The organism is Paenibacillus sp. FSL L8-0641, from assembly GCF_038006265.1.
Taxonomy (GTDB): Bacteria; Bacillota; Bacilli; order Paenibacillales; family Paenibacillaceae; genus Paenibacillus; species Paenibacillus polymyxa_D.
In genome coordinates, this window is record NZ_JBBOUW010000001.1 from 5,081,609 (window position 1) to 5,097,060 (window position 15,452).

The 15,452-nt window shown below is 47.9% G+C and carries 14 protein-coding genes; 6 read left to right on the plus strand and 8 right to left on the minus strand.

Translation table 11 applies throughout. The features are described 5' to 3' along the window. Positions 1–20: 20 nt before the first annotated feature. The 3 genes from MKY16_RS22890 to MKY16_RS22900 are packed head-to-tail and all read left to right on the plus strand — an operon-like array spanning position 21 to position 1,665. Entirely contained in the window at positions 21–362 is a 342-nt protein-coding gene (locus MKY16_RS22890; protein WP_013312354.1) for a DMT family transporter, read from the plus strand. Continuing rightward, positions 362–676, plus strand: coding sequence for a DMT family transporter (locus MKY16_RS22895; protein WP_013312355.1), 315 nt, complete (start codon positions 362–364; stop codon positions 674–676). Before MKY16_RS22890 ends, MKY16_RS22895 begins: the two co-directional genes overlap by 1 nt. 56 nt (positions 677–732) lie before the next feature. After that, the gene (locus tag MKY16_RS22900; RefSeq protein WP_322251510.1) at positions 733–1,665 is read left to right on the plus strand and encodes a 1-phosphofructokinase family hexose kinase; all 933 of its coding nucleotides are present in this window, start codon (positions 733–735) and stop codon (positions 1,663–1,665) included. 257 nt (positions 1,666–1,922) lie between these two features. Here MKY16_RS22900 and MKY16_RS22905 read toward each other — a convergent pair whose 3' ends face one another. After that, on the minus strand, positions 1,923–2,537 hold the full coding sequence (locus MKY16_RS22905) for a LysE/ArgO family amino acid transporter (RefSeq protein ID WP_069010028.1): 615 nt from the start codon (positions 2,535–2,537) through the stop codon (positions 1,923–1,925). 85 nt (positions 2,538–2,622) lie between these two features. Further along, positions 2,623–3,303, minus strand: a complete 681-nt coding sequence (mobA, locus tag MKY16_RS22910) for a molybdenum cofactor guanylyltransferase (protein WP_069010029.1) — start codon at positions 3,301–3,303, stop codon at positions 2,623–2,625. A gap of 197 nt (positions 3,304–3,500) precedes the next feature. Between mobA and MKY16_RS22915 the strand changes: the two genes are divergently transcribed. Next, complete coding sequence (locus MKY16_RS22915; RefSeq protein ID WP_340886637.1) at positions 3,501–4,709, plus strand: MFS transporter; 1,209 nt, start codon at positions 3,501–3,503, stop codon at positions 4,707–4,709. A gap of 178 nt (positions 4,710–4,887) precedes the next feature. On the opposite strand, the gene MKY16_RS22920 is transcribed toward MKY16_RS22915, so the two are convergent. Further along, positions 4,888–6,606, minus strand: a complete 1,719-nt coding sequence (locus tag MKY16_RS22920; RefSeq protein ID WP_340957132.1) for a glutamine--tRNA ligase/YqeY domain fusion protein — start codon at positions 6,604–6,606, stop codon at positions 4,888–4,890. Positions 6,607–6,774: 168 nt separating this feature from the next. Between MKY16_RS22920 and MKY16_RS22925 the strand changes: the two genes are divergently transcribed. Together MKY16_RS22925 and MKY16_RS22930 are read left to right on the plus strand one after the other, a co-directional pair. Then, positions 6,775–7,500 (plus strand): copper amine oxidase, encoded by a 726-nt coding sequence (locus MKY16_RS22925; protein ID WP_069010030.1) that lies wholly within the window; start codon positions 6,775–6,777, stop codon positions 7,498–7,500. A gap of 84 nt (positions 7,501–7,584) precedes the next feature. After that, on the plus strand, positions 7,585–8,133 hold the full coding sequence (locus MKY16_RS22930) for a GNAT family N-acetyltransferase (protein WP_029518539.1): 549 nt from the start codon (positions 7,585–7,587) through the stop codon (positions 8,131–8,133). Positions 8,134–8,230: 97 nt separating this feature from the next. Here the strand turns inward: MKY16_RS22930 and MKY16_RS22935 are convergent, their stop codons facing one another. The 5 genes from MKY16_RS22935 to MKY16_RS22955 all read right to left on the minus strand — a co-directional run bounded on the left by MKY16_RS22935 (position 8,231) and on the right by MKY16_RS22955 (position 15,213). After that, positions 8,231–8,725, minus strand: a complete 495-nt coding sequence (locus MKY16_RS22935) for a GNAT family N-acetyltransferase (RefSeq protein WP_069010031.1) — start codon at positions 8,723–8,725, stop codon at positions 8,231–8,233. A 104-nt stretch (positions 8,726–8,829) separates the two neighbouring features. After that, positions 8,830–10,080: an MFS transporter gene (locus MKY16_RS22940; protein WP_340957134.1), complete on the minus strand. Its 1,251-nt coding sequence runs from the start codon at positions 10,078–10,080 to the stop codon at positions 8,830–8,832. A 46-nt stretch (positions 10,081–10,126) separates the two neighbouring features. Further along, positions 10,127–12,259 (minus strand): molybdopterin-containing oxidoreductase family protein, encoded by a 2,133-nt coding sequence (locus tag MKY16_RS22945; RefSeq protein ID WP_340957136.1) that lies wholly within the window; start codon positions 12,257–12,259, stop codon positions 10,127–10,129. A gap of 371 nt (positions 12,260–12,630) precedes the next feature. Further along, positions 12,631–13,464 (minus strand): formate/nitrite transporter family protein, encoded by an 834-nt coding sequence (locus MKY16_RS22950; RefSeq protein WP_069010034.1) that lies wholly within the window; start codon positions 13,462–13,464, stop codon positions 12,631–12,633. Positions 13,465–13,851: 387 nt separating this feature from the next. After that, positions 13,852–15,213: an FAD-dependent oxidoreductase gene (locus MKY16_RS22955; protein ID WP_340957138.1), complete on the minus strand. Its 1,362-nt coding sequence runs from the start codon at positions 15,211–15,213 to the stop codon at positions 13,852–13,854. Positions 15,214–15,452 lie beyond the last annotated feature (239 nt).

Consider the following 15,452-nt stretch of genomic DNA (forward strand, 5'->3'; position numbering starts at 1 on the left):
TTTTGAGGAGAATATTCATCATGAATCGCAGTTGGATTTACGTCTTTGTTGGCGGCCTGATTGAGGTCGTATGGGTATCGGGTTTGAAGCATGCGGATTCTATACTCGCCTGGGCTGTAACCGTGCTGGCTGTGGTGGCCAGCTTTTATTTGATCATGAAGGCTGCGAAGCGTTTGCCTGTAGGCACGGTATATGCTGTATTTACTGGACTAGGGACAGGGGGAACGGTCGTAGGCGAAATGCTGCTATTCGGGGAACCGTTTCAATGGTCCAAAACGCTGTTAATCGCCCTTTTGCTGGCAGGTGTGGTCGGCCTGAAGTTAGTTACCGACCGTGATGTTCAGGAAGGGAGTGGCGCATAATGGCTTGGATTGCTTTGGTTATCGCGGGATGCTCGGAAGTATTAGGAGTCATTGGTATGAAGGGAGTTACGGTGGGCAAAGGCTGGAAGTCCTTAGTGCTTATGGTCTTATCCTTTGTTCTTAGCTTTTCCCTGCTCAGCTATGCCATGAAAAGTTTGCCTATGGGGACTTCCTATGCGGTATGGACAGGCATCGGAACGGTTGGTAGCACGATTACAGGCATGTTCTTGTACGGTGAACAAAAAAGCGTACTGCGTGTCTTATTCATCGCCATGATTCTTGCCGCAGCATTGGGATTAAAGCTAATATCTTAGCATAAGCGAATGGCACCAAATGCTGCAAATTGCTGATCTTAAAGGAGTGATGCCTTGTGATTACCACCGTAACGCTTAACGCGGCTGTGGATAAAATCTACACAGTTGCAGGCTTCGGTTTGAATGCCGTCCACCGCATTGAAGGCGGCCTGACGGTACCGGGCGGCAAGGGCGTGAATGCCGCCCGCGTCATTCGCACACTAGGCGAGCCAGTACGAGCAACCGGGTTTGCTGCCGGACACACCGGACGGCTGCTCATTGACGGGTTGAGCGCGGAAGGCGTAAGCGCCGATTTCATTGAAACGGCACATGGGGAGACCCGTCTCGCCATTACCGTGCTCGACCCGTCCGCGCGCACGCAGACCGAGCTGATTGAGAGCGGACCGACCGTTGGGCCGCTTGAATTAGCCGCACTGCGGCGCAAAATCGAGACCCTTGCCGAGGATTCGGCTTGGGTCGTATTCTCCGGCAGCCTGCCACCCGGCTGTCCGCCCGATCTGTACGCCGAGCTGTGCACGCTGGCAAAGGCACGTGGCGCGCGGGTGGCGCTGGACGCGAGCGGTGAGGCGCTGCGCTTGGGGCTGCGCGGAAAACCCGACCTCGTGAAGCCTAACGAGGACGAGGCCGCCCACTTCGCGGGGATCGACGCAGCGCGTCCGGATGCCGCTGAAGCGGCGGCAGCGAAGCTGCTGGACGCCGGAGCGCAGCTGGCCGTCATCTCGCTCGGCGCGAGCGGGGCGCTGGCGGTGACGCACAATGCGCGCTACCGCGTGAGCCTGCCAGACGCGGACATTGTCAGCGCGCTCGGCAGCGGTGACGCCATGGTCGCCGGCCTGGTCACCGGCGCGGCGACGGGGCTGGATCTCCCTGCCATGCTACGGCAGGGAGCGGCCTGCGGCACAGCGGCAGCTCTGCACGCCATGGCCGGGAAGATCGAGCTCCAGGACGTGAAGCGTCTGGAGCAAGGCATTACGGTGACGCTGTTGTAATTCAGCGTCACTTTTTTATTTCATCTACACATTCGCTCATTTTCATACCACAAACACAGTTGTTCCGATTCCGAATGTTCTATATTCCAACTATGCGCTTTTCCGATTTACAATCCATCCAACCCTCGGGACGCCCGAATTGCAGGCGGTATAAATGGTGCAGGCTGTCTGGCCTTTATGCTATTTTTGATCGGTGTTCCCTTTGCTTTGAGCGGGGTGTTCGCTGTATTGAAGTATTTCCTCTAACAAGGATTGGGTCACATACTGGTAATGAAATTTATCGCCATATAAATGGCCAAGCCTAAAATAATCAGTGCCGATATTTTGTTGAGCACAGTCCCAAACTTCCCTTCTGAATCCATACGTCCCACGAGACGCCCCGCCGTTGCCAGACCGATAAACCATATCCAAGATACGGACACGGCGGCTAGACCAAAGGCCCAGCGTTCCCCGCCGTCATATTGAAGGGAGCTGGTTCCAATTACGCCAACCGTGTCCAGTATGGCATGTGGATTCAATAGCGATACCGAAGCGGCAAAAATCATCTGTTGTTTCGGCCGCATCGCCTGACTTTCTCCCGAGGAAGCTGCCTTCGATCTCCATAAAGTCCAGGCCATATACAGCAGAAACAAACAGCCCGCCGCATAGAGTACGTTCGTGAGCCATAGAAATTGCTGCAAAATAAGAGATACGCCCCCAACCGCAAGCGTAATCAGGATTGTGTCACAGACACCCGCTGTTATGACAGCAGGCAATGCATTGCGAAACCGCGACTGGCACGCCCCTTGATTAAACACAAATACATTTTGTACCCCCAAAGGCAAAATCAAACCCAGCGCCAATAAAAGGGCATGGATAATAGCTTCCAGCATAAATATATTCCCCCAAATTTAACCCATTATATTTCTCTGGTATTTTCTCTCCTAAATAGTCCCTGAACAGGAAGCTTGTACGTTCCTAATCCTCTTGCATTTCCTTTAAATTCTTCACGCTCTGCGTGGTCTGTTTTATACTATGCTTCAACTGCTCTATAGCAAGCTGGTAGTCCTGCGGATTGTTCATATTGAACACGGCCTTATGCCACATGTCTTCACTCACTCCCGGCAAATCTTCTACTGTCGCATAACGAACGTTCAGCTTGTCCAACCAATCGGTGAGACGAAGCCGTCCACTACGCAAACATTCCTCGGCAGACGGTAGCACGCTCCGATGGTATACAGCCAGCAACGGGTGTATACGTCCATTCATAGAAGGTATCACTGCTTGCAATGCTGGTTCCCTCGTTCCTTGCAACTCCGTCCACTTCTTAGTTACAGCGAGCAGATCATGTAGCACCTTTGGCTGTACAAAAGGCATATCACAAGCGACAACCATCCCCCACTCCGTAGTAGATGCAGATAATCCTGCATGGATACCACTCAAGGGCCCCATACCCCGAAAAACATCAGACACAGTTTCCATACCACTCAGGCCATATCCTTGGTTGTCACGAGTGACTACTACAACCCGCTGGGCCGCCTGCTGCAATGTAGTATACATCCGTTCAAGCATAGTGGCTCCATCAATCTCAAGCAGAGCCTTATCCTGTCCCATTCGTCTGGAACGTCCTCCTGCGACGATAATACCAGTCACTTTCACAAATATGCCCTCCTTTTTTTCTGAAAACAATTGCAAATGTGCATCATGAACTTTTTGAACAAAATTTAATTATTACATAATTGTTAATTAATTGGTTTGTTAACCCTTTCAACACATGATACATTGGAATAAAGAACCTCCCACAGATCGGCATCGATGCGCAGTTCTCTATCGGGCTAAGAAAGGAATGGCTTGTCTTGCAAAAGAGAGAAATTCAAGAGACTCCTCTATATTCCTTAAAACTGTATAATTTTTTTCTATATGGAGCTATGGTCATTTTCTCCAGCTTCTTCCCGTTGTATCTGCAAGATATCGGCATGGACAAGCTGGAGATCGGGAGTCTGATGGCCATCGGGCCTTTTGTATCCGTATTTGCGAACCCTTTTTGGGGCTATACAAGCGACCGGAGCCGTAACCTCCGACGTATTCTGCTATTTATGATTATAGGTACCTTGTTATTGCTGCAAGCTTTATTTCATGTCCATACGTATATCATGATTTATGTGTCGATGATTGGTTTTTATTTTTTCCAAAGCCCTTTATTTGCGCAAAGCAACAGCCTGATTCTCAGCTATATTGAGGGCACAGACCGGAAATTTGGTGCATTCCGTATATGGGGCTCTTTCGGTTGGGCAGTGACAGCAGCAGTTGCCGGCATCGTTATTGACCAAACGGGGATATCCAGCATATCCACCATCTTTACGGTACTTCTTCTGGCTGCATTGATCTGCACCTTGTCGATCCCACCACTAAAAAGCTCTGTGGAGACAGCAACTATTCATTTGCGTGGCTTTGGCAGCGTTTTAATGAACGGATACTTTATATCCTTTATTTTATTGGGCATCCTTGTATCCATCCCAAATTCGATCAACAGCGCCTTTATGTCCCTGTACATCACCGAGCTGGGTGGGTCCAAACAGATGCTTGGTTTTGCTGTTTTTATGTCATCGGTATTCGAAATTATTGTATTTTTGCTGTTTGATCGCTTCTTGAAGAAAAAGATGACCGTGATGGTAGGTTGTTTGGCACTCGTCAGTTTGCTGTTTGCCTTACGGTGGGAACTGATGGCTCTGGCCACAGACCCGATTCAGATCGTGTTTATTCAGGCACTTCATTGCGTCACCTTCGGTGGATACTTCTATGTAGGCACCCAGTTGACCGTCCTATTTACCCCTGCAGCATACCGATCATCCGGACAGGCCGTATATACCTTGACCTGGAGTGGTATATCCGGTATCGTAGCAGGTTTTGCGGGAGGTTGGCTATTCCAGAACTTTGGTGGAGAAATGATGTACCATGCAGGGGTCTTTTTCGCCCTACTTGGCTCTGCGGGATTTTCCATTATGTGGTACATGCTGTACAAGAACGGTTATCAGCCAGGACTGCCAGCGGGCACAAACGAATAGAAAGTGCCCCTTAACAACACTAGAGGAATGAGGTATCCCCTCTTCCCTTCTGGCTTGTTAGCAAGTATCGCCAAATGTATAAAGAGCGTGCATGCGTAAAATAAAGGAGTCTGCCAACGGCAGACTCCTTTTCAACTGGTCGCACGAAGCTACCATCTCTCCCACGCTTTCCAACAGCCTATTGCTTAGGCAATTGGAAAGAGCTCTTCAACGATACAACACGGTTAAATACAGGCTGACCCGGTTTGGAAAGCTTCGGATCGACACTGAAATAACCATGTCGGAAAAATTGGAACTTGTCCTGTGATTGAGCTTCTTTCATGTTCGGCTCGACATAGCCATGAGCAATTTCCAATGAGTTCGGATTCAATTGGTCAAGGAATGTTTTTTCTGATGCATCCTCTTCAATCTCATCCGTGTCCTCTGCGTTAATCAAAGGCTCATACAAACGGAATTCGGCAGGAACCGCTTGAGTAGCCTCTACCCAGTGAATCGTGCCTTTCACTTTACGTCCCGTAAAGCCTGATCCGCTCTTGGTTTCTACATCATAGGTACAGTGGATTTCCGTTACATTTCCGTCTGCGTCCTTAATCACATCGTTGCATTTAATGAAGTAAGCATGCTTGAGACGTACTTCATTACCAGGGAACAAACGGAAGTATTTGCTCGGCGGATTCTCCATGAAGTCCTCACGCTCGATATAAATTTCCCGGGAAAACGGAATTTGGCGTGTACCGAGTTCCGGATTTTCCGTATTATTTTCCGCCTCCAGCATTTCAACTTGTCCTTCAGGATAGTTTGTGATAACCACCTTCAACGGATCTATGACTGCCATGGTGCGAGGTGCCTTAAGCTTCAAATCCTCACGTACAAAATGCTCCAGCACCTGCAAATCAATGACTCCGTAGGCTTTGGAAATACCTGTCTCATATACGAAGCTGCGGATGGCCTCCGGTGTATAGCCGCGACGACGTAAACCGGAAATCGTCGGCATACGAGGATCATCCCAACCATCTACGTGCTTTTCATCGACCAGAAGCTTGAGCTTACGTTTGCTGGTTACGGTTTGAGCCAGGTTCAGCCGTCCAAATTCGTATTGGTGCGGTACCTTTTCCATTTCACATTCAGCTACAACCCAATCATACAGCGGGCGCTGATCTTCGAATTCCAGCGAACAGAGCGAGTGCGTTACTCCCTCAATCGCATCTTCCAGCGGATGAGCATAGGAGTACATTGGATAGATACACCATGTGTCGCCTGTATTGTGATGTGCTGTGTGTGAAATACGGTAAATAATCGGATCACGTAAATTAATGTTTCCCGAAGCCATATCAATTTTGGCACGCAGCACCTTTTCACCATTTTGGTATTTGCCTGCACGCATCTCTTCAAACAGCTTCAGATTATCTTCCACACTGCGATCCCGATAAGGACTATTTTGCCCCGGTTCGGTCAGTGTGCCACGAGTTTCACGGATTTGGTCCGCGCTTTGATCATCCACATAAGCTTTACCCTTTTGGATCAGCAGGATGGCACGCTTGTACATTTCTTCGAAATAATTGGAGGCAAAATGTTTTTCCTCCCATTCATAACCGAGCCACTTCACGTCCTCCTGAATGGAGTTCACGTATTCCGTGTCTTCCTTCGCCGGATTGGTGTCGTCAAAACGCAGATTGGTGCGTCCTCCGAATTCATCTCCCAACGAGAAATTGATCCAGATAGCTTTGGCATGTCCAATATGCAAATATCCGTTAGGTTCAGGCGGAAATCGTGTAACAACCTCCTTTACCTTACCCGTACGTAGATCCTCTTCAATAACATTTTTAATAAAATTGGGGGGAGTGATCGGCTTCTCCACGCTAATCAACCTTTCTTCCGTATAATCTGTGTAAAACATGTTCCCTTAAATATACCCTTTCACACCGCATAACTCAATAAAATGAAAATCCTTATGCTCTCTTCAGCAAAAAAAGTGACAAGTTATGAAAAAGAGTTAACATTTTCGGCAAATAAATTCGTTATAGTGTATATATCTTTTATTTTGCCCGGAAAAGGAGACCCACCCGTGTTTAAGCTGCTCATTGTGATCCTGCTGTCTATGCTTTTGTCCTCTTCCGTCATGACTTCCGGCCATCCTTCACCGGACCCGGTGAACGGAACTGTACAATCTCGTCCACTAGCCAGCGCTTCAGAAGACTCATCCGTCCGCTTATATGCTGTTAGTCCGTCACAGGGATTATTCCATTCAGCTGTATTGGAAATCGGCCAACAACGCCACACATTCCGATGGTCGGGCTCGGCAGATATCTCCACCGCACCACAATTATATTATAGGGATGTGAATGGGGATGGTGTGCGTGAAGCCGTCGTGGTCCTCACGCGTGCCTCGGGAACGGGTGTCGAATTGCAGGAGTTGCATATTGTTAACGCACGGACGATGGAAGAATATGCAGTCGAATCGGCAGCAGATGCTGTGTCCCAGCGCGTTCACAGCTCAGTGGAGCCACGTGACCACAACCGCCAGGTTCATATTGCTGTCACGATTGACGGTGTCACACACACAATGGACCCTAAAGCATCAGTATTTTACGATGATCCAGCCCAATTTACAAAGCATCTCGATTTTAGCTCTGTCGTAATGTATGATGCCGAACAGCTTCCTCTGCAAGCCACTGTATCTGGCAGTGTATCCCCAACCGAATTTGTAGGGGATTTGGATCTGAGATATGTATACGAGCATGAACGGTTCCGGGTGGGACCTATTGAATTTGAAGCTTCCTCTCCCTTTTGACGACTCTCGCAGAATAAGGTAGCATGGGATTAAATGCTAGACTGGCTGGTTTAGCGATTTTCCGAGTGAAAGAGGGGATCAATCATGTTTACATATGCGTTGGACGAACGCACAGTCCTTCGGCCGCTCACCAAGGAGCATGTGCAGCCTCTGTTTGAGCTGATCGAAATGTCCCGTGACCGCCTGCGTCAATGGCTTCCATGGGTAGACTCTACCACGGAAATCAGCCACACAGAGCAGTTCGTGCAGGGCGCCTTGAAACAAGCCGCAGAGAACGGTAGTCTGACCGCCGGAATTTGGATAGACAACGAGCTTGCTGGCATCATCAGCTACCATGAGATCAATTGGACTCACCGCTCCGTTAGCATCGGATACTGGCTTGGACACGGGTACGAAGGACAAGGTCTAATGACCAGCGCCTGCCGCGTATTCGTTGAATATGCTTTGATGGAGCTGGACTTGCATCGGGTCGAAATCCGCTCTGCAACGACGAACCGCCGTAGCCGCGGTATTCCGGAACGTTTGGGCTTTGTGCTCGAAGGCATTGTACGCGAAGCGGAATTGCTGCCCGACGGCTACATGAACCACGCAGTGTACGGTATGCTCCAAAATGAATGGAAGCAACTTCGGTAATATTGTATTGTACAGCAACGCCGCAGACCTGAGCAGGTCTGCGGCGTTGTTGGTTTAGGCCGGGCATACAACCGAATTGCTGTCTGTAGCCTCCCGCCTATTTTAAGAAATAGGCCATTAACACATCATCTACGAATTGGCCTGCTATGTAAAACTCCTCATGCAAACGTCCTTCAATCGCGAAACCACTTTTTTCATAAAACATAAGGGCTTCCGTGTTGCATGAGAGTACACGCAAACTCAACTTACGTATGCCCTCCGCAGCTGCAATATCCTTCATGGAGTTCATGAGTGCCGTCCCAATGCCTTTGCGATGATAAGCTGGATGTACAGCTATATTTATTTCGAGTACATGACAATTACTAGCCAACAGCGTTGGAGGACGAAATCCAATATACCCGCAGAGTACTTCCTGTTCGATGGCGACCAGTTGAGAGCCTGGAGGCGTATTACGCAGAAACTCCCCGCGCGACTTCCAGGACAGCGAGGCGGGAGCCGTGCGTTCATTCCATACCAATTCATCCAGCGCAATCAGATCAGGAGCATCCTTCATCTCCGAATGACGTATCGTCAAGAGTTGACTTGTAAACAATTCCTTTCAATCCTTCCTGTGAAGGCTTTCCTGAAGCAATAACTACAATCATCCGTCACTTATTGTACCATAATTACAGCATAATACTGCATTTTTATTAGGACTTAAGAACTGGGAACATCCGCCTTGGACGTCATAGTATTCAAAGTATCCGAATGATGCCGGTAACGGTTCAACCAGCTATGCAGGACGAAAAACAGGATCGACAACACCGCTACGCCTGATGCCAGCCAAAGTGTAGGCGGTAACCCACCACCATCATACAACTTCCCCATAATATAAGGCCCCATTACCCGTCCGGCTGCGCCAATGCCCCCCACAAGCCCAATGTAAAAGGGTGCACCCCGACCTCCATGATCAGACAGGAATGCTGGAACCGCAGGTGCAATCAGCATTTCTCCCAGGGTCGCCAGAACCATAGCGAATATCATTCCAGTATAGTTCTGTGTGCCCAGCATGACAATATAAGCCGCCAAATAAAATCCTCCGGCCCATGTCATTTGCGTTGAAGCGTGATGAGCGTACAGTCGTTTTATCCAAAAAATAATGGGTTGTGCGGCAAAAATAAGGATACCATTCAGTGTCCATAGTAATCCATACATCGTTTTAGGCAAGCCCTGCTCAATAATATGGGGAGACACTCCTGTATTCCAGATCGAATTGCCGAACCATAAAAAAAGTGAGCCTAACCCCACAAAGAGATACAATCTGGTATCACGAAACAGCAAACGAGCTGGGATTTCCTCTCTTTTCTTCACAGACTTGCTGAGCTGTACTTCTCCCTCTTCCCGATCCACCCTGCTTAGATAAGACCAGAAGAATCCGGCAAATACCGCAGAAGTCATTCCGTTCATCACAAAGCTGAGCTGATAGGAAAGGTCAGCCAGCACGCCACTCAATCCCGTACCCACTGCAACCCCAATATTGTTAGCGACATAAATAATATTAAACAGCTCTCCGCGACGGTCAGCGAAACGAAAACCTACAAACGCCTGAATCGCAGGCACAGATACGACATTAAAAAAGCCGATAAAGCCCATCATGATGACAAACGCCACCCAATGACCGCTGGTAAATGGAAGCGCGAGAAGTCCCAGCGCGTTCATCGCGAGTGAGCCAACAATCAGCTTCTTGGCTCCAATACGGTGATAGAGGGCTCCGCCCAACACTTGACCAAAAATTCCGCCCAGAGACTGCACTAAAATCGCAATTCCTGCATCTCCCATACTACGGTTTAGCTCGTCAAACACATACATGCTAACCAACGGCCACATCAGGGAACTTCCAGCAGAATTAATCAGGCTGGCAATGAGAAACACTTTCACTTCTTTCGGATAAGACTCCAACCATTTCATATCTTTTGTTTCTCCTTTTGCATCTGACGCCATAAAAGGCATAATCTCATTGGCGCTTCACATTCACCACCGTTGAGAAGAAAGTAGCCCCCTGTCCCATATCCGACAGCCGATCAGAGGTTAACACATTGACACGCTGTCTGCGTCCTTTGCCTTCCCACCATAATCCCTGACTAATCACTGTACCGGGCAGCATCAGATCGGTGACTTTGGCTTTCAGCTCATACGTCCCCCGATCATTCCATACGGTAACCGGCTCCCCGTCCGCGATGCCTCTTGTCTGAGCATCCTCCGGGTGAATTTGTAGCAAGGGCTCCCGCTCCAGTCGCTGATGCTTGGGCAAGTTAGCGAAAGTAGAATTCAGAAAATTATGGTTTGGCGGTGAAATAAACATTAATGGATACCGCTCGTCCGCTTGCGGTCGGTGCTCTCCGTCGTACCCTTCAATCAGCGGCACATAAGAAGGCATCGCGGGCAGACCTGCTTGTTTCATTTTTTCCGAATATAGCTCAATCTTGCCTGAAGGCGTGGTTAAACGATCCAAATAAGTGGCCTTTGGCGTCATATCAAGCTTTACAAAAGGTGACTTCTTTAAGGCTTCCAAGGTCACACCGTTGAGATAAGGGTTCGTTGGATTATCAAGCGCGCCTGCGATCATCTCCTCTTCACTTTCCGTAAAGGCAGCTTCATCAAAGCCCATTGCCCGTCCGAGCAGGCTAAACAGCTCATAATTGCTTTTGCTTTCCCCAAGCGGATCAATGACGGGCTGCTGCATTTGGATATAGTGGTGCCAGTACGATTTGTATAGATCTGTTCCTTCAAAAGAAGACGCGGCAGGCAGCACAATATCTGCATAGCGGGCCGTATCGGTTAGGAATAGGTCATGAACGACTGTGAACAAATCCTCTCGTTCAAATCCTTTAGTCACCCGTTCCGAATCGGGGGCTACAACTACCGGATTACTGCAATATACGAATAACGCCTTAATCGGCTGTTCCTTCTGTAGCAGCGCTTCTCCGATCCGGTTCATGTTAATCATCCGGGCATCCGGGTTCTGTCGCAGATCAGGACGCTCCAGATGGGCGCTGTTAATCTTGGCATAAGCGCCGTTGGAGCGTGACGCTCCCCCGCCGTGCTTCAGCCATTGTCCAGTGAGCGCAGGCAAGCATGTAACCGCACGTACGTTCATACCGCCATTATCATGATGCTGAAGCCCATTACCGATATTGATATACGCTGCTCTTGCAGTTCCGTACATTTCCGCCAAACGGATAATATCCGCTTCCGGCACGCCGGTAATCCGCGAAACTCGCTCTGGTGTATATGTCTTAACATGCTCGCGCAGTTCCTCATGACCTACTGTGTAGCGATGTAAAAATTCGTCGTCCGTCAGTCCTTGAGCGAACAGTACATTCATAACACCCAGCGCGAGCGCTGTATCCGTCCCCGGATATAACGGAATGAACCAATCCCCCCATTGCGCCGTCCGGTTACGATGAACGTCAATAACGACCACCTTAGCACCTTTTTTACGTGCTTTCTCAGCCAAAACGACCTGATGCATGTTGGTGCTAATGACATTACCACCCCACACAATAATGAGGTCTGCATCCTCCGTGTCCTCCGGGCTGGTGCCGCCCTTAAAACCCATAACGGACGCCCAGCCTTCATTCCCAGCCACGCTGCAAATCGTCTGATCCAGTTGGCTTGAACCCAGCGCATTAAAAAATCGGCGATCCATTCCATCCACACTCAATACGCCCATATTGCCATAAAAGCTGTAGGGGAGAATAGATTCCGGTCCGTCCGTACGGATCAGCTCCTTGAACCGACCTGTAATGGTATTGACCGCCTCCTCCCAGCTAATTCGTTCAAACCTCCCTTCTCCTTTGGGGCCTATACGCTTCAACGGATAGAGCACCCGATCAGGATCATATACCCGCTCCGTCATATTGCGAACTTTGTTACAAATAGCCCCTTTGGTAATGGGATGATCTGGGTTTCCAGTCACCTTGATTATCTTTCCTTTTTCCTTGTGAAGCAGGAGCCCACACGTATCCGGGCAATCTAACGGGCATACAGCCGGAAAAATACCGTCCTGCTGCTCCGTCATCCGCTGTCCCCCTTGTAAGTCTTGTTGAAGCGTGGCCTCACGAGGCGCGCTATTGCGATGATCCATAGTGTTGATGCTCCTTTCCGTTACCGTTTCCAAAAATTACACTGATCTTATCATATCCACAGCTTTGGCCTATGGCAAGAGAAGGATTTTCCCACACAGCCGCTCTCCAAAATATTAAAAAAATCCGTCTGCTGCATAGAGCAAAACGGATTTTTTAAGAATTATAATTTTTTTCAACATCCTGTTTCATCATATCTTACTGAGGGTAAAAAAGATCAAGGCATCATGGACGAGAGCACACTCATCCTCCATGCCAAATCATGGACCACTCCCAAAAAAATCCGCCATGACAGGTTTCGTTCCCCCGGGCCTGTCATGGCGGATTTGCTTTGTTCATTGCTGTTTAAAGTACTGTGATTAGGTAGGATCAATCAACGGATTGGATGTGCAACCGAAGAAGTAGTTGGAGATTCATTCACTGGATGTGCGTTGGCTTGAGGCTTTTTCAGATAGGCCAACCAGTAGGCTCCAGCCACAAACAGGCTACCTCCTACCAAATTCCCCAGCCAGACCGGAATGAAGTTCATAACATAATCTGCCCATGAAAAGTGGCCTGCAAAAATAGCCGCCGGAATGAGAAACATATTGGCAACAACGTGCTGAAATCCAATAGCCACAAAGGCCATGGTCGGGAACCAAATCCCCATAATTTTGCCGCCAATGGAGTCTGTGCTATATGCCAACCATACAGCCAGTGCTACGAGCCAGTTACATCCTATACCCGATATAAAAGACTGCAAAAAGCTTTCGTGTAGCTTATGTCCTGCCATATCCACCACTTTGTCCAGATAAGGGCCCGTTTCTGTCAAACCCAGCACATGCCCAAAGAAAAATGCAACGAATAACGCACCTGCAAAATTACTGAGCGTAATAATCGCCAAATTACGAAACATGACTCCTGTCTTAATCCGTCCTGCCCATCTCGCCAAAGGGACCGCCATCATATTGCCGGTCAGCAATTCTCCGCCTGCGATCAAAACTAATACCAGACCAATAGGGAACACCGCAGCTCCAATAAAGGTGGCAATGCTTCCCCATTCTTTAGGCGCACTTGCAATAACACGTATATCCAGCAAAAACCCGAGTGCAATAAATGCACCTGCCAAAAATCCCAGTACCACCGCCACAGTCCACGGGTTGTTCGCCTTGGCCACTCCTGTTTCCACCGTCTTTTCAGCAATTTGCCCCGGTTTATAGCTCGCCATATATCCCCGCTCCTTTAATATCTATTCACTAAAATATTCTTCTTTCATATTTTATTTAAAATCAGTGATTAAGTTTGTGAAAAAAATCACTTTCGTAACTATAAAAAAAACAGCCCCTGAAAAAAGGACTGTTTTTCTGTATTATTACATCTACTGCGCTACTACGCGCTTTACATTTAATTGTATTCTTCCTTTTCAACTGCTCTTAAGAACCAAAGAACTCCACCGAGGCCTATCAGCGCCACGACTACAAGAAAAAGGATATAAAACAAACCCATAAGCTACTTCCCCCCTGATCCTTATGCTACTCTATATTGTACTATAAGGATTCATCCGTACGCCTCAGATTGTTGACAAACTTATGAACAATGTCACAGACAAATCTAATTATACAGTAACTGGGTTCCGTTCGGATATTGTAGGCAAAGCTTGTAAACCTGCCGCGTTCAAGAAATTCCAAGGCTTGTTATAATGCGGCTGGAAGAAGAAATCGACAAAGGCCAACTGGTCAATAGTCATATGGTTTTGAATGGCTACGGATAGCGTGTTAATGGATTGCGTCAAATCCACCTTCGACATAATTTGAGCACCCAGAATTCTTCGCGTCTCCTGCTCATATACCACTTTCAGTAACACTTTTTCGGAGGTTGGCATAAATTCAGGTCGGTAGCTGTCCTCAATGGTTACAGCTTCTACAGTCATGCCTTCGTCTGTTGCCGCAGCTTCCGTCATGCCTGTTCCTGCGATATTGTCTTCGTAAATTTTGATACCCGAAGTTCCTTGGGTTCCCATGTAGGCAATGGTTGGTTGCACCAGATTACGTGCCACCAGCGTACCCATACGAACTGCGTTGGTTGCCAAAGGGATATAAGCCGTTTTGCCGGTCGGATTATAGCGAATTGCACAACTGTCGCCTGCTGCAAACACGTCCGGGCAACTACTTTGCATATAGTTATCCACAATGATCGCACCGTTAGGCAACATATCTACCTGACCTTTGAGCAGATCCGTTTGAGGTCGGAAACCGATGCAGAGAATAACAAGCTCTGTTTCATATTCTCCTTTAGAGGTCACGACTTTACTTACCTTACCGTTCGTACCCTCAAAACGACTCACCGTCTCGCCAAGTACCAGCTTAATGCCATGTTCCTTCAGGGAACTTTCAATCCGGTCTGTATACTCATGGTCCAAATACTTATTCAATATACGATCAGCACTGTCGATCAGCGTTACATTTTTACCATTCATTTGGAAAGCTTCTACCAATTCAACACCAATGTATCCAGCTCCCACGACTGTAATGTTCTGTACGTGCTGGGCTTTCTCAATGATATCATTGGAATGATTATAGTTTTTACAGAGCAAGATATGATCAAGTTCAATGCCTTCCAGCTTTGGAATAATGGGCCATGATCCCGTGGTCACAATTAGTTTATCAAATGTGTCTGTAAATTCCTCACCTGTTTGGAGATTACGGGCATGCAGCGACTTGCCAGCCGTATTCACACTCGTTACCTCATGAAGCATCTTGGTCACTACACCCAAGTCAGACAGTTGATCTGGAGACGAATAAAACAGGCCGTGCGGATCTTTGACGACACCACCTACGTACAGCGCAATACCACAAGATAAAAATGAAATATTATCATTACGCTCGTAAACGGTAATTTCTGCATCTGGATAACATTTAGCTGTGTTAACGATAGCTGCTGTGCCTGCGTGTGTACATCCGATAACTGCTACTTTCATGTTGAATTCCTCCTTGGTGTGTGGGCATAAACTGTATAATAATTGTGAATAGTTTCACGTAAACAGCTCGTTAGTGTTTGTGATTTATTTCACTTCATGCGCTTATTATAGTGTGATATTTTTCACATTACAATAGCTTTTTGTGATATTCACAATTTGTCCACATTTAAAAAAGAAAGGATATACGAGATCAACTGTTTGCTGAAATGTTTTTTTGCTCCATTCAGTTTCCCCTGTAG

What these genes read in the sequence shown, in the direction of transcription:
- MKY16_RS22890 (WP_013312354.1), top strand. Translation starts at nt 21, where the DNA reads ATGAATCGCAGTTGGATTTACGTCTTTGTTGGCGGCCTGATTGAGGTC.
- MKY16_RS22895 (WP_013312355.1), top strand. Translation starts at nt 362, where the DNA reads ATGGCTTGGATTGCTTTGGTTATCGCGGGATGCTCGGAAGTATTAGGA.
- MKY16_RS22905 (WP_069010028.1), bottom strand. Translation starts at nt 2,537, where the DNA reads ATGCTGGAAGCTATTATCCATGCCCTTTTATTGGCGCTGGGTTTGATT.
- MKY16_RS22920 (WP_340957132.1), bottom strand. Translation starts at nt 6,606, where the DNA reads ATGTTTTACACAGATTATACGGAAGAAAGGTTGATTAGCGTGGAGAAG.
- MKY16_RS22930 (WP_029518539.1), top strand. Translation starts at nt 7,585, where the DNA reads ATGTTTACATATGCGTTGGACGAACGCACAGTCCTTCGGCCGCTCACC.
- MKY16_RS22940 (WP_340957134.1), bottom strand. Translation starts at nt 10,080, where the DNA reads ATGAAATGGTTGGAGTCTTATCCGAAAGAAGTGAAAGTGTTTCTCATT.
- MKY16_RS22945 (WP_340957136.1), bottom strand. Translation starts at nt 12,259, where the DNA reads ATGGATCATCGCAATAGCGCGCCTCGTGAGGCCACGCTTCAACAAGAC.
- MKY16_RS22950 (WP_069010034.1), bottom strand. Translation starts at nt 13,464, where the DNA reads ATGGCGAGCTATAAACCGGGGCAAATTGCTGAAAAGACGGTGGAAACA.
- MKY16_RS22955 (WP_340957138.1), bottom strand. Translation starts at nt 15,213, where the DNA reads ATGAAAGTAGCAGTTATCGGATGTACACACGCAGGCACAGCAGCTATC.